At 60.4% G+C, this 15,098-nt stretch carries 9 protein-coding genes; 4 read left to right on the plus strand and 5 right to left on the minus strand.

Translation table 11 applies throughout. The features are described 5' to 3' along the window. Positions 1-69 precede the first annotated feature (69 nt). Positions 70-999 (plus strand): alpha/beta hydrolase, encoded by a 930-nt coding sequence (locus ABI_RS21820; protein ID WP_006275249.1) that lies wholly within the window; start codon positions 70-72, stop codon positions 997-999. A gap of 8 nt (positions 1,000-1,007) precedes the next feature. Here ABI_RS21820 and ABI_RS21825 read toward each other — a convergent pair whose 3' ends face one another. Next, positions 1,008-1,958: a PDR/VanB family oxidoreductase gene (locus tag ABI_RS21825; RefSeq protein ID WP_006275250.1), complete on the minus strand. Its 951-nt coding sequence runs from the start codon at positions 1,956-1,958 to the stop codon at positions 1,008-1,010. Further along, positions 1,955-2,989 (minus strand): Rieske 2Fe-2S domain-containing protein, encoded by a 1,035-nt coding sequence (locus ABI_RS21830; protein ID WP_245531420.1) that lies wholly within the window; start codon positions 2,987-2,989, stop codon positions 1,955-1,957. Before ABI_RS21830 ends, ABI_RS21825 begins: the two co-directional genes overlap by 4 nt. Here ABI_RS21830 and ABI_RS21835 point away from each other — a divergent pair. Both ABI_RS21835 and bla read left to right on the plus strand, forming a co-directional pair. Further along, on the plus strand, positions 2,982-3,887 hold the full coding sequence (locus tag ABI_RS21835) for a GntR family transcriptional regulator (protein ID WP_245531421.1): 906 nt from the start codon (positions 2,982-2,984) through the stop codon (positions 3,885-3,887). The genes ABI_RS21830 and ABI_RS21835 overlap by 8 nt on opposite strands. Before the next feature lie 267 nt (positions 3,888-4,154). After that, positions 4,155-5,081 carry a subclass B3 metallo-beta-lactamase gene (gene bla, locus ABI_RS21840; RefSeq protein WP_006275253.1) on the plus strand — a complete coding sequence of 309 codons (927 nt, stop codon included), beginning with the start codon at positions 4,155-4,157 and terminating at the stop codon, positions 5,079-5,081. 170 nt (positions 5,082-5,251) lie between these two features. Here bla and ABI_RS21845 read toward each other — a convergent pair whose 3' ends face one another. Together ABI_RS21845 and ABI_RS21850 are read right to left on the minus strand one after the other, a co-directional pair. Next, positions 5,252-8,365 carry a TonB-dependent receptor domain-containing protein gene (locus tag ABI_RS21845; RefSeq protein ID WP_006275254.1) on the minus strand — a complete coding sequence of 1,038 codons (3,114 nt, stop codon included), beginning with the start codon at positions 8,363-8,365 and terminating at the stop codon, positions 5,252-5,254. 699 nt (positions 8,366-9,064) lie between these two features. After that, a complete protein-coding gene (locus ABI_RS21850) occupies positions 9,065-11,116 on the minus strand; it encodes a right-handed parallel beta-helix repeat-containing protein (RefSeq protein ID WP_006275256.1) in 2,052 nt (683 codons plus the stop codon). Positions 11,117-11,578: 462 nt separating this feature from the next. On the opposite strand from ABI_RS21850, the gene ABI_RS21855 reads away from it, so the two are divergent. Beyond that, complete coding sequence (locus ABI_RS21855) at positions 11,579-14,182, plus strand: TonB-dependent receptor plug domain-containing protein (RefSeq protein WP_040309839.1); 2,604 nt, start codon at positions 11,579-11,581, stop codon at positions 14,180-14,182. A 177-nt stretch (positions 14,183-14,359) separates the two neighbouring features. Here the strand turns inward: ABI_RS21855 and ABI_RS21860 are convergent, their stop codons facing one another. Next, positions 14,360-15,019, minus strand: coding sequence for a GntR family transcriptional regulator (locus tag ABI_RS21860; protein WP_083811613.1), 660 nt, complete (start codon positions 15,017-15,019; stop codon positions 14,360-14,362). Positions 15,020-15,098: the final 79 nt, after the last annotated feature.

The following is a 15,098-nucleotide window of genomic DNA, read 5'->3' on the forward strand; positions in this document are numbered from 1 at the left end:
CATAGAGCGCCGATCCCGATTCTACCGGGTCGAAACGCGCTCTAAGCGTTTACAGATGAGGAAGCAACCATGAAACATGTCTCCGATATAGGCCGCTGGTGTGCCGGGTTGGCCGGCGCTCTGGCGCTGATGTGCCTTGCCGCTTCGCCGGGGCTTGCCCAGGACAGCAAGATGGTGGCGATCGAAAGTCCGGCCCAGCCTGGCGCCATACCGCTGAACACCGGCGCCTTGCCGGGAGCGACAGCGCCGGAGTCGTGGCACCGCCAGTACGGCAGTGTGTTCGCCCGCAATGTCACAGAGGCCACCCTGACGCCGTTTCTGCCCGACCCGGCCAAGGCGACCGGGGCCGCCGTGATCATCGCGCCGGGTGGAGGCTTTCGCACCCTGTCGATGGAAAACGAGGGCTGGGACATGGCGCGGCAAATGGCCGACCGCGGTGTGGCGGCCTTTGTGCTGAAATACCGCCTGAACCAGACGCCAGCCAGCCTGGAGGAATTTTCGCGTCCCGCCGGGCCGCCGCCATCAGCCTCCAGCCCCAGTCGGCCTTGGATAGTTTCGGCGGATTCGCCCCAGATCGCCGACGTCAATGCCGCCTTTGCCCTGGTTCGCGCCAATGCCGCCACCTGGGGCGTCGATGCCGATCGTATCGGTATGGTGGGATTTTCCGCGGGGGCGCGACTGACCCTATGGACGACTCTGCAAAGCGCCGAGGCCAAGCCGGCCTTTATCGGTTATGTCTATGCACCCCTGACCGCCGTCGAGGTGCCGGCGGACGCGCCGCCGATGTTCGTAGCTCTGGCGGCTGACGATCCGTTGATTGCGCCGGATTTTGGGCTGATCGATAGCTGGCGCAAGGCCAAACGCCCGGTGGAACTGCACCTGTATGAGCAGGGCGGGCATGGGTTCGGCATGTACCAGAAGAAAACGACCAGCACCGGGTGGTTCGGGGCCTTCGTCAACTGGATCGACATGCACGGCTTCCTCGCGCGTAAACCGTAGGCGTGGGCCTAAAGGTCCAGCACGAGTTCAACTGACCGGGAGCGCGAGCAGCATGGCGTGAATTGGTCGTTGGTGGCGCGCTCTTCATCCGTCAGATAGTGATCGCGATGGTCCGGCGTACCGGAAATGACCGGTGTCAGACAGGTGCCGCAAATGCCTTGTTCGCAGGAGCTTGGTATATGGATGCCGCTGCCTTCCAGAGCGCTCAGGACGGTCTGGTCTTCGGCGACCAAAATGGTCAAACCGGACCGGGCAAGGCGCACAGTGAAGGCCGTATTGCCGGCACTCGAGGTCGGGGCTGCGGCGAAGGTTTCAAGATGAAGCTGGCTGTCCGGCCATCCCTGTTGCCGGGCCAGGTCGAGCACGGTCTCAATGTAACCCACGGGGCCGCAGACATAGACGTGGACGTCAGGGGAGGGGAGCGCCAGCGCCCTGAGGCAATCGGCGCGTGCGGCGTCGCGTCCGTCCGCCATCAGTTGGAATCGGCCTTCGGGACATAAGGCCGCCAGATCCTTGGCGAAGGCGGCATCGGCGCGATCGCGCACATTGTAAGTCACCTCGAAATCGGCGCCGGTCGCCGAAAGATGGCGTGCCATCGACAGGATGGGCGTGACGCCAATGCCGCCGGCAAACAGAATGTGCCGTCTGGCCGTTTCGACCAGGGGGAAGAGGTTGCGCGGTGCGCTGATTTGGAGGCGATCGCCGGGCTTCAGGCTATGGTGGATCCATTGCGATCCGCCGCGCGATGCCGGGTCGTTGAGGACCCCAATGTGATAGACCTGGTCCGCACCGGGCTGGCCGGTCAGGGAATATTGCCGCACCAGGCCGTCAGGCAGGTGGACATCGATGTGGGCACCAGCCTGAAACGGTGGCAAGGCCCTTTCGTTCGCGGCAGCCAGGGTGATGCGACGTATCGCGGGCGTTGCCTGGACGATCTCGCGAACCACGACCTCGATCATGCCGCGTCTCCGCCGACCAGTTCCATACGGATCAGGCGGTCGATAATCCGACGCGCGTGGACCCCGCCGGCATCGATGTTGAGCTTTAGAAGATTGCGCCCGGGATTGGCGGTAAGGTTGTCCTGCTGGCGCTCCAGCATCTCCATATCTTCCGAAAAAATCTTGCCCTGGCCTTCGCGGATGCGGTCGGTGAGGCCGGCATCGTCGGGCTTGAACCGGCGCGCCATGCCCCAGAAATACCAGTGCGAAGTCTCGCTTTCCGGCGTGATAAAGTCGACGACAATGCTGGCGGCCTTTACCCCGTCTGGCGCGTTGTAGCCGCCGTGGCCGGCGTGGGCGACCCCGACCTCGATCATGACATGGCTGGGCGGGCTGAAGCGGCAGATTTGCCAGCGGTCGACCGGCACATCGTCGGCCAGTCCGTTTTCCCGCAGCGCCATCTGCCAGAACGGCGGCGCCTGGATATCGCTCATATAGCGCTCGGTAATGGCCTCGTCGTCCTCCAGACGCGTCGCCACGGGCGCTTCATCGATCTCCTTCTGCCCGATACTGTCGGCATGGATATAGGTCTCATGCGTCAGGTCCATCAGGTTGTCGATCATCAGGCGAAAATTGCATTTAATGTGGTAAAGCCCGCCACCATAGGCCCAGTCCGGATGGTCGCCCCAGATCAGGTTCGGAAGGGTGGCGGGATCTGCCTGAGCCGGATCGCCCGGCCAGACCCAGATAAATCCGTACCGTTCGACCGCGGGATAGGCCTTGACCGGTGGAAAGCCCCGGACGCGCTGACCCGGCATGCTGGCCGCCCGGCCATCACAGCCCATGGTCAGGCCATGATAACCACAGACCAACTTGCCATCCGACACCTTGCCCAGCGACAGGGGCGCCCCGCGATGCGGGCAAAAGTCCTCCAGGGCGACGGCCCTGTGGTCCTGGTCTCGGTAGAAAACCATACGTTCACCGCAGATGGTCCGGCCCAGCGGCGCGGCCGCGACCTCATCGCTGCGTGCAGCGACGTACCAGGTGTTCATTGGCCAAGTATTCATTGGCCAGGTGTTCATTGGCCCGCTGTTCATCGGCGGCAGTGGGGCAGGCGTCTCCGACATGGTGTCCTCCGGCTTATTATTGGATCCAATTAAGGGCAATATTTGCCATTCGTCAATAAAAATAGCTATTATTGGATCCCGTTTGGCCAATTGTGGTTTAGACGGAACTGGGGCATACCAGAGTCATGTCAGGGAGATGGCGATGAGCAAGCCGGGTGCGCAAGTTCTCATGACGCTGAGGCAACAGATTGCCTCCGGCGAATTGCCGGGCGGAACAAGGCTGGCGGAAATACCGACGGCGCAAGCCCTTGGCGTGTCGCGCATGCCCGTGCGCATGGCGCTACGAATTTTGGAGCAGGAGGGGCTGCTGGTAAGGGCCGGGGCCCGCGGCTATACGGTTCGCTCGGTGACGCTTGACGACATTGTCGCCGCCGTCGAGGTGCGGGGCGTTCTGGAGGGGCTGGCGGCACTGCGGGCGGCCGAGCGCGGATTGGATCAAGTGGCCGACACTGCCCTGCGCCAATGCCTGGCGGATGGCGATGCCCTGTTCGCGAAAGGCCACCTGATTGAAGGGGATATCGCCGCCTATGAAGACATGAATATCCGCTTCCACGAGGTCTTGCTGGCTGCCGGCGGCAGCCAGGCGATTCGCGAGGCTCTGATGCGTAACGATCATCTGCCTTTTGCGTCGGTGAAGGCCCTGGCGGCAGACAAGAACGACCTGGAGCGCGAATTCCGCCGGCTCAACTACGCTCACATGCAGCATCATGCTGTTTACGACGCGCTGGCGAAGGGGCAGGGGGCGCGGGCGGAGGCACTCATGCGTGAGCATGCCAATGCGACCCTGGCCTACACGGACCTGCTGAGTGGCCTTTCTTCCTAAAGGGGAAGGCCACGGACCTTTGAATTTGTCTCTTAAACAAGAGTTCCGCCCCGGCGCTTTGCGCTACCCACAGTGATCGATGACATGGTCGTGTCGCGCATCATGTCAAGCAAAGGCGGTGCCGGGAGGCCTTTCATAGTGGGCGCTGGTTGTCAGTTTGAGGGGCCGATATTGCGCGTTGACGGGCACGTTTGCGAGGTGCAGGATCATTATGGGCTCACCTCGCAAGGCGCTAGACGGCGGTGGCCGCGGGAGGTTTCTGGGCCAATGGTTAAATCAATTTCCCTATGTGCGGCTGTGCTGTTGGCTGGCTGTACAGCCACCGCACCTCAAGGTCTCTCGCCCCTGGCGGATGACAGGCAGGTTCTGAACGCGGAGGCGGCGCCGCTGGCCGACATGGCGGCCGAAGCGCACTGGAACGATCCGTTTGCGCCCTTCAAGGTGGTGGGAAACATCTACTATGTCGGCACGACCGGCGTCAGTGCGTGGCTCATTACCACGCCGCGCGGCCATTTCCTCCTGGATGGCGCTCTGCCGCAAACGCCGCCGCAGATCATCGCCAATATCCAGGCGCTGGGCTTCGATATCCGCGATGTGAAATATCTCCTCAACAGCCACGCCCATTTCGATCATGCCGGCGGGCTGGCGGCGCTGCAAAGGGCGGCCGGCGCAACCATGGTGGCCAGCGCAGCCGATCGCGCCGTCCTCGAAAGCGGCCGGGTTGGCTATGGTCCTACGGCGGACATATCCGTGCCACCCGTCCGCGTCGATCGCCTGGTAGGCCAGGGCGACACCTTAAGCCTGGGCGGCGTCACCCTGACGGCGCACCTCACGCCCGGCCATACGCCGGGCTGCACGAGTTGGAGCATGGATGTTCGCGGCGACGATGGTGAGCTTCACCACGTCTTTTTTCATTGCAGCACCACGACGGGAGGGCAGAGCCTTGTGCCGGAATCCTACCCCGGCATGATCGCCAGCTATCGTGCCACCTTTGCCTATATTCGCAACGTAAAGGCCGATATCTTCTTGGCTAACCATGCCAACTTTTTCAATCTTGCGGACAAGCGCGCCCGGCAGATCGCCGGGGACAGTGACGCATTTGTCAGTTCTACAGCGCTTGCGGACTTCAACGCCCAAAGCGAGCGGGACTTCGATGCTGAGCTGGCGAGGCAACAGGCCGCTGCTTCGCAATAACCTGCCCATCGGAAAAAAAAGCTGCCCCGCACAAAGGCGGGGCAGTCCAGGGTCCGGGAAGCATAGGAGTTGCGGGCAAGGCCGCGAAGCCTTGCGACGTTTCAGGTCGCGCTGCCGCCCGCAAGGCAGTTTTCCGGCCGAACGGGGAAAACCGCCCAGCCGGATGTCTCTTAGAACTTGCCTTTGACGCCGACCGTAATGTAGCGGCCCATATCATCATGGAAGCCGGCGGTCGGATAGGTGAGACCTGGGACACCCGCGCCTGGCAACAGGGGTGCGCGTGTATCGCCAAGATTGGTGACGTTGATAAAGGCTTCGCTCTTGCCTGACCGGAACTCGAATGACTTGCTGATCGTCAGATCGATGACATTCATCGAAGGAAGGGTAGGGATGACAAAGTTTTGATTATTGCTGGCCACTGAGGGGTCACTGGTCGCCTTTCTGGCCTCACCAATATATTGATCCTGAATGGCCACAGTCCAGTCGCCGTTGACGTAGGACAAGAAGGTCGTTTGTCTGTACTCAGGTTGGAATCCCCATTGCTCGGCGGTTCCAGGAATATTGATGGTCGTATTGGTGGGTTGGACGCTGATCAGGGTGCGGAAAGCGAAGCGACCCGGCAACCAGGACACGTTGTCAGCGAGACTCCAGACATAGTTTGCCTCGATATCATAACCACTGATCGTTGAGCTCGCCGCATTCAGAGGTGAACTGAAGATTTTCGTCGGGAAGTTCGCCGCAGTCTTGTAATTCGGATCCGACGGGTTGGTGATCGGACGCACGGCAAGCGAGCAGAAGTTGGAGTCGTAGGCCGGCGCGCTGGCGAGACACAGGTTTTGGATCGCCGCATTATTGTAGCTGATATTCGTGATGGCGTCCTTCATATCCGTCTTGTAGTAATCAAACGACAGGTTGAAGTTACGGATAAAGCTTGGCGTAAAGACGACACCAAGAGTTGTCGTGCGTGCAATTTCAGGCGTCAGGTTTGCATTACCAGAGACTTGAAATTGTGTATTTTGATTCAGGCCCGTCAAGAAGTCCGAGAAAGTCGACGCCGAAATACCAGCCGGTTGGTAAAGATCGTTCAGGTTTGGCGCCCGAATGTCAACCGACTGCGTGCCCCGCACGTGGAACATCGAGTTAAGATGCCAATCAAGACCCAACTTCCAGGAATGAACGGCATCAAAGGTTGAGTACTTTGTATAACGGCCTGCTGTTGCTAAGGTCAGGTCCTCAACAAGGGGCAAGTCCTTCAACAAAGGAATGGTGAACTCGAGAGCGGCTTCGTAAACGTTGTTTTTGGCATCAACCGGGTTGTTGACGTTTTGAATCCACAATGCCGGTGCGGCGCCCGCGCCTGCAGAATTCCCGGTCGCCAGGCACAAACGAAGACCGGTACAGTTGACGAAATCCGTCGCCAGCGCATTGGTGGTCATCTCGTAGGTCTGGTAACGGATATCTGCCGAAGCAGCGCCTCTGATCTCACCCGCCGGAAGTCCGAAACCCAGCCCGCCACCGATGGAGGCGCCCCAGTTTTGCATGTTTTGTTTCAGGGTCCAGTGCGTCTCCTGAACAAGATAATCATATGATGCCGCCGACGGGCCGTTCGGATCGACGATATTGGTCGGGACGCAGCCTGGATAGAGCGAGGCATACTGCGACTGGGTCGACACCCAGCAGACGATTGTGCCGCTGACATTTACGCCATTGACCAGGGTGCCCGGAGGCGCGATCACGGCATCAAGCGACGCCAAAAATCTGTCGTTGCGTTGGTTGTTTGGGTTCGAGACCGTCAGTTCGCTGGAGCTGTTGCTGTAGAAGATATCCCAGTCAAAATTACCCAGCGTTCCCCTGAGACCGGTTTCAAAGTTCAAGCTTTTTTGATTCGATAGGGTCTTGTAGACGCGGCCTTGTGGACCGGCGTCCTGACCGTCGATCTTGTTCCAGATATAGGAAGGGACAGACAGAAAGGGTACGCCCGGCGATGCTGGGGTGGTCGCACCTGGCATGAGCGTGCCATCGTAGCTAAACCTGTTCTGAGCCGTCAGTGGGGTTGCAGGCAAGCAGCGATAGCCGGTTGCCGCAGGTGTACCGCAGGTTATGCCGGCACCCAGGGCCGCTTGAGATGTGGGTGACAGATACGGGTTGTTGGCAAAGATCGTGCTTGGACGTCCCGAGCCGGACGAACTCACAACCGTATTGACCCAATCCGACGAGACGTCGGCTTCGGCCAAGCTGATCTGAGCATAACCATGCACATTATCAGAAAAATCATAGTCAAACCGGCTAAACGAGTCCTTCATCTCAAGACCTGAGCGGAAGGTGCCGAATTTGACGTAACCACCGTTGCCACCGCTATCAATGGTGCCACTTCCCGTGGGAGTACCGCGTGTCAGCGGGCCAAAATTGCCGGGCGAGGTGACAGTGTAGCCATTGAGCGCACAGGCTGAGCCACAGTTTACAACGCCGGTCATTGGCTGGTTGTTTACGCGGGCATAGGGCGTATTGGTAAATGGATTCGAGACCGATCCGTTACCGGTCAGAAACCAAACCTGTCCATCCTTGGCGTACGGACGATCCGTATTGAGGATCTTGTCTTGGTGGCGGTAACGGAAGGAGGTTTCAAAATGTCCACGCCCGTCAAAAAGGTCTGTACCCCAAGCGGCTGCGATCGAATTTTCACGTCCGTCGCCATAACCTGAAATGCCGGTATCGATCTTATATTTGAAGCCGTTGAAATTTTCGTCGATGACAAAGTTGATCACACCCGAGACGGCGTCCGAACCATAGACGGCCGAGGCACCGCCGGTGACGATGTCAACGCGCTTCATCAGGATTTGCGGCAGAACATCGACATTGACCGTGCCGTCCTGATTGTTGGGCGCGACGCGGTGACCGTTGAACAGCACCAGGGTGCGTGAGGGACCGAAATTGCGCAGGGCAAGGACGTTGCCGCCGTTATTGTTGGCACCATTGCCTTGCGTGCGCGGCGTGCGGCCACCGATGATCTGCGGCAGCTTGTTCAGAGCATCGGCAATGTCGCTGGGCGTTGTTTGGCTTAATTGTTCAGTGGTGACCGCTGTGATCGGTGTCGGTGATTTTTCGTTCGCCTTGATAAGCCGCGACCCGGTCACCACGACGACCACCGAATCGTCAGTCTCTGGCGTGGCGCTGGCGGTTGCCTCCTGCGGCGCATCTGCAGACGCGGCGACGAGCGGGAATGAGAGCCCGCAGATGATGGCGGCGCCCGATGCGCCGTAAAGTATAGCCCGTAAGGTCTTCACGATATTTCCCTGCGTTATGCGTGATTTGTCTTGGAAACTTCGCATAGCTCCGCCATCTACCTATTTCATATTTCGGAAATAAGTATATCGCCGTGTAACCAGCTAAGTCTCTGCGATTTTTATAAACTTGGCACTGACAGACTCATGCGCATTACTTCTTTGGCGCGTTGAGGGCGCTAAGCCAGAACCCAAAGGTTCATGCTTCGCTCGTCCGTTCACCGAAAAAATGTCACGAATAAGTCTGACTGTATATATGAAGCATAACCGCGATCCTCGTCAATCTGAAATCCTTTTTCATCGATAGAAGTGGCTATTTTGGCACTAATATCGCGACGGAAAAAATAAAACATTGATTATAAAGGGAAAAAATATACATCCTGTTTTAGATTGTTGACGGATGTGTCAAAAATAAGAGCCGTCCCCATCACTCCCCAAGCGCGTCGCCGGCTTTATTAGTCTGCTTTAATGGTCATTTTGGGAGGCTGTGTTGAGGCGTTTATTGTGGCGCACGCTTTTGCGCACGCACAGTCATGGCCTGCTGATGGCTTTTGAATACATGCTGCGCTGCGGAAATTTCAACAGCTTGCCGTCTGTTCCAAACGGCGTTGAGGCTATTTCGCGCAAATTTTCTGCAACGGTCTGAACACCTTGGCCGATTGCACGCCCGCGACCAGGGCCGCAAAACCGCCTTCGCACCTGCTAGAGGCTCGTCCTGCGTCGCGGGTCGACCATCCAGGCGTCCCGTGCCGACAGATTCGCCAGCGGCCCGGCGATTCGCAACGCCCCTGTCGGCGCGCCCAGAAGGTCGCTTTGGATACCGTGCACCAAGGCCACCTTGGGTAACGCCTTCGCGCCCGACAAGGTCAGGCGCAGCGTGACGGGGTCGAACGCGACCTGCATCGCGGCCTCGACAGACGTCCGGTCCCAGCCGTAGGCCGTGCGCCAGGACGCGAGGTCGAGATAGGTCTTCGTATCGCCTTCGAGGAAGCCCTGGAATCGCGCAGGCATGTCAATATAGACATTGCCATCGGCTGCGTTCTTCCGGTCGAGAAAGACGATGGCCGAGGTGACGCATTTGGCGAAGATGTTGTTGGCGATGGTGTTGTCGCGCGCCTGGCCGCTGCCCGCCCGATCCGGACGTAGGATGGCGAAGACCCCCGAATTGTCGCAGCGCCCGATCAGGTTCTGCGCCACGATCAGTTGCTCGCTGGCATTGATGAACAGACCCGATCCCGCGCAGCCTCGCTGGCCGGCTGTGCCGGGTTCGGCATTGCGTACGTCCCAGATGATGTTGTTGTCGATCTGGTTGCGTTCGCGAGTCATCTCCATGTGCACGGCGGCGCTGACGGTCTGGACATCGGCGAAGATATTGCCAGTGATGCGGCAGTTGGTATTGTCGACGTCCCACCAGGCGGCATTGCCATGGCGCATATGGCGGACAATGTTACGCCGGAACATCATGTTTCGGGCGCGGTGGAACTTGACGCCGGATGCCTCCCAGCCGCGTTCAGCATCGGCCCAGCCGCACCATTCGATCAGATTGTCCTCGATCAGGACATCGGTCGTGCCCATGCCGCCGATGCCACCAATGCCGCAATAGCGGAAGATGTTACCGCGGATGACATGTGACACGCCGGGTTTGAGCGCGCCCGCGCTGTTACCGTCGAAGCCGATGGCGAGCCCCAATCCATTCGCCCATTCCAGGGTATTGCCTTCCAGGATCCAGTGGTCGCCGCCGGCCAGAGAGACCATGCCGTACTGCGGAAAGGGATAGGCATTGCCGGCATGCTGAAAGGTCAGACCCTTGACGCGGATAAAACCCAGTCCGCTTTGCATTGGAAGGAAGGCATGCTGGCGGGTCGTCACCTCAATCGCATGGTCGGCCGGCGTACCCGACGCCAGGCGGACCTGGATCGCCGTACCGGACGGATCCACCCAGAAGCGCGCATCAGGAACGCCGCCGATCTCCTGCATGATCGGGCCACCGCGCCGCCGTGCGGGCAGTCCGTTCTGCGGCACGGCTGGTTTCGTGAAGTCCGGAACGGACGGCAAGGCCGGCGCCGCCAGTTCGCGCAGTTGCTCCACGGGCTCCAGCGGCTTTCCGTCAACAAACACCAGGCCGCGACGGCGCAGATAGGGACCCATATCGACCGTGGCGGTGTTTAGCCATGCCCATGAGCCCATGAGGCTCGGCAAGGCGAAGGGGTTATAGGCGTCGGGAAACAGCGCGCCGTCCAACTGGTAGCGCCAGGTGGTTACGCCGCCCTCAGTTGGGGCAGGGCTACCTGGCGGACGGAAACCGACATGGACGGTTTCCTGGCGCCAGCCCTCGGTGAGAATCTCCGAGCCCTTGATACAGACCCTGGCGCCCGGGGCGGCCTCGTAGCTGATCATCCGCGAAGGTCCGTCACCGCCGCGCGCCGGCCGCACGCATTCGCGGTAGTCGCCGGCCGCGATGATGACGCGTTCGCCCGGTTGAAGCACCTGCGCTGCCTGGTTGATCGTGCGGAAGGGCCGCGCCTGATCGCCAGGCCCGTTGTCGTCGGCGGTAGCCGAAGTATTGTCGACATAATAGGTTTTCGAGAAGTTCAGCGGTTGTTCCCACAGCGCGAACTCCGTGCCGTCCGGCAATCGCGAATCCTGCGCGGCCTTGGCCTTGCCCCAGGCGCCACAGCTCAGAGCCGCCATCCCCCCGGCGGCCGCATAACCCATAAGGCGCCGGCGATTGATTCGTCCGTTATCGATGATCATGTCATTGCACCCTTTTCGGAATTTTCGGGAAATGCTTGCGCCGGGCGGTCGTTTGTAGAGGCCTGCGTCCCGCCAGAGAAACGACCGTAAAAATTGTCGGACATTTGCGTAACGCATTTCGGCGGACATGTCATGGGTGATTTTACAGGTAAAAGTAGCTTCTGTAGACCGGGCGGGCGCCTCCCTTGACGTATCTCATGAAGTATCTGTTGGAGCCTCTCTTGAAGCCTCTCTTGAAGCATCTCTGGGAGCCTCTCTTGGGGGCTCTCTTGGGGGCTCTCTTGGGACCTCCCTGTCACCCAAAAACCGCGCCTTCCGGCTGTAGGCGATAATTGTCGATTTTATTGTTGACAATCTAGCGTGGTCGCCACATTCATTTAGTTATAAAAACTAACTAATAGGGAGTGTAACAAAATGCCGAAGGGAATAGCGTACCGCCGTGCCTTGTTAACCGGAGCTGCCTTGCTGGCGCTCCCCGCTACCGTTGTGGCTCAGGATGCCCCTGCCGCCGCTGCGGACGACACCCCGGTCGTCATCACCGGATCGCGCCTGCGCGGCGCGGCACCGGTCGGATCATCGATCATTGCGCTGGGCCGTGACGAAATCTCCAACTCGCCCGCCGTCACCACCGACCGCATCATCAAGGAAATCCCCCAGGTCTTCGATCTGGGCGTCAGTGAAAACTCACGCGGCCAGTCCGGCGGCAATGGCAATATCGTCTACGGCAACAGCGTCAATCTGCGCGGCATCGGGCCGTATTCGACCCTGATCCTGGTCGACGGTCACCGCGTGGTCAGCAATTCGCGCTCGATTGATCCGTCGGTCATTCCGTCGCTGGGGCTGGAACGTATCGAGGTCGTGGCCGACGGTGCTTCGGCCATCTACGGCTCCGACGCTGTCGCCGGTGTGGTCAATCTGATTCCGCGACGCAGCCTGAACGGGGCTGAGGCCGTTGCACGTTATGGCTTTGCCGACGGTTTCGACGAGAAGCAGGTCGCCGTGGCCTTCGGCAAAAAGTGGGGCAGCGGCCAGTTCATGTTCGCCGCCGAAAAGGTCAACCGTTCGGCGCTGAAAGGCGAGGACCGCGACGTCTTCGTGTCGGACCAGCGCAAGTTCGGCGGCAACAACTATTCCGTCACGCGGTGCGCACCTGGAACTTTGAAGGCCGGCGGCGTGTCCTACGCCATGCCGGCGCAACTGACCCAGGCCAATGCGGCCAGTCTGGTGGCCGGGACGAGCAACACCTGCGACGACCTGGTCGGCCAGGACCTGTTCCCGCAGCAGGACTATGTCTCGCTGAACTCGACCTTCACCCAGGAGGTGACACCCTGGATGACGGTGTTCGCTGACGCCTTCTACAGCCGGCGCGATTTCGTGCGCGAGCCCAACTATGCCAGCGCCACGCTCACCGTGCCGCAGACCAATGCATGGTTCGTTCGGCCGACCGGCTTTACCGGGACCAGCACGACGATCGACTACAACTTCATGAACGACCTGCCGCGTGACCAGATTACCGGTCACGCCCAAAGCTGGCAGATCACGCCTGGCCTGCGGTTCAAGCTGCCGCACGACTGGCAGCTGGAAATCGTCTACGGCGTCGGGCGGACGCACGACACGTCGATCCAGACGCGCGGGTTGAACAATGCGGCTCTGACCGCCGCCCTGACCAGCAGCGATCCGACCAGAGCCTTTGATCCCTATGGCTTGGGGCGGACGTCGGACAGCGTTCTGGCGGTCCTGAGCGACCAGATCTTTATCAATCCGACCATTGGCCGTTACAAGGGCGGTGAAGTGCGGGTGACCGGCGCGCTGTTCAGCCTGCCGGGGGGCGACGTCAAGGTCGCTGCCGGCATCGAGCAGCAGAGCAACGAGGTCGACCTGGGGAGTGCGCGCGGCGGACCGACGGCGCCGATGGTGTTCCGCTACTTCAAGCGCGATGTCAGCTCGGCCTATGTCGAGACCCTGATCCCGATCTTCGGGTTCGAAAACGCCGTGCCGGGCTTCCAGAAGCTGGACCTGTCGCTGGCCGTGCGCAGCGACGACTATTCCGATGTCGGCAAGACGACCAACCCGAAGTACGGCGTCAACTGGACGCCGATGGACGGTCTGACCTTCAAGGCGTCCTACGGCACGTCTTTCCGGGCGCCGATCATTCCGCAGATCTACGGCAATTCGAACGGACTGTTCGGGCAGAACTACCAGAATCCGACGGGCGGGGCGCCCCTGTTAGGGTTTGCCTATTCCGGGCCGAACCTGGACCTGAAGCCGGAAACGGCCGAGACCAAGTCCTTCACCGTAGACTGGCGGCCGAATGCGAGCTTTAACGCGAGCCTGACCTATTTCGACGTGCTGTATGAAAACCAGGTGACGACCTACCTGTCCGACCTGGCCCTGCTGACGCGGCAGAGCCAGTTCGACGGGACGGGGATCATCCTGACCGGGACGGCGGCACGCGACCGGGTGCTGGACCTGCTGAGCCAGGGGATACCGCTGCTGCGCGGGTCGTTCCCGGGCGGCAATCCGAACAACGTCACCCTGTTCGTCGACGGCCGGAACAACAATCTGGGGGTTTCGCAAACCCAGGGCTTCGACTTCGCCACGACCTACCGGCTGCCGACCGACAGCTATGGAAACTTCCGGTTTTATGCCGGTGGGACCTATCTGACGAACTATGAGGCGGCGATTACGCCGGCCGCGCCCAGGCTCGATGTGCTCAACACCATCTTCAATCCATTGAAACTGAAGATGCGGGCGTCGGTGTCCTGGGAGAAGGGGCCGGTCAGTGCTCAGGTCCTGGTTCAGCATGTCGGAGCCTATGACAACACCGCCGTCAATCCGCTCCAGGACGTCGACGCCTATACGCCGGTCGATCTGTACCTGGCTTGGAAAGTTGGCGAACGGTTGGGCAGCGATCTGACCTTGGGTGTCGATGTGCAGGACCTGTTCGACCAGGGCCCGCCCTATGTCAACATTGCCCCCAGCGTCAACGGCAGCGGAGGCTATGACGCCACGGCGGCGTCACCGCTCGGTCGCAAGATCGCCGTTAGCCTGAAGGCCAAGTGGTAGGCATGGGCTTCGCTAACTTCTCCCTCCCTGCTTGCGGGGAGGGGGGACCGCGGAGCGGTGGGAGGGGCTTTACTGTCTGTGGAAAAGCCCCTTCCGTCATCTCGCTTCGCTCGATGCCACGCCACGGGGCGCCACCTCCCCCGTAAACAGGGGAGGAGGAAGAAATTCAAGCTCTGCCTAGTTTCCGAAGTGGGAATGGATCGTCGAAAGCGAATGGAAACCTTGCTCGACATGGGCGCGCATAAAGCGTTCGGCGTCTTCGGCGCGGCCTTCGACGATCGCCGCCGTGATCAGGCGGTGGTCGGCATTGGCCGCATCAATGCGCTGGGCGTTGTAAAAGGTCGAGAACAGCAGCCGGTAGATCGGCACCGTCAGAGTGGCCAGGAAGGCGCGGACATAGTCGTTGCCGGCACCTTCGATGATCAGCCGGTGCCAGGCCGTGTTCAACCGGCCGAACTGTTCGTGGTCGCCGGTCGATTCGCCGCTGTCCATCTCGGTCTGGATAGCCTGGAGGCGGGCCTTCAAATCGGGCTTGTCAGCTGTAGCGAACTCAGCGGCGGCAAGACCTTCCAGGGCCATGCGGGCGCGATAGATCTGACGGACCTCGTCCAGGGTGAGTTTCTTGACCGAGGCGCCGCGGAACTCTTCGATCGTGACCAGACCTTCGGTGGCCAGGCGTTGCAGCGCTTCGCGGACGCGGGAGCGGGTGGCGCCGGTATCGGCGATGATATCGGCCTCGACCAGCCTCTGTCCCGGGACGTAGCGGCCCATGCGGATGCCGTCGCGCAGGCGACTGGCGACGTCATTGGCGGCGAGTGGTTTTGTTTTTGCGATCATGGCTTGACCTTTCGGCATCCACAGGCGGATTGTCAACCATTTCGTCGCCACCTTTCCTGAGTAGCTTCAAGACCTTGTC

The organism is Asticcacaulis biprosthecium C19 (assembly GCF_000204015.1).
GTDB lineage: Bacteria > Pseudomonadota > Alphaproteobacteria > Caulobacterales > Caulobacteraceae > Asticcacaulis > Asticcacaulis biprosthecius.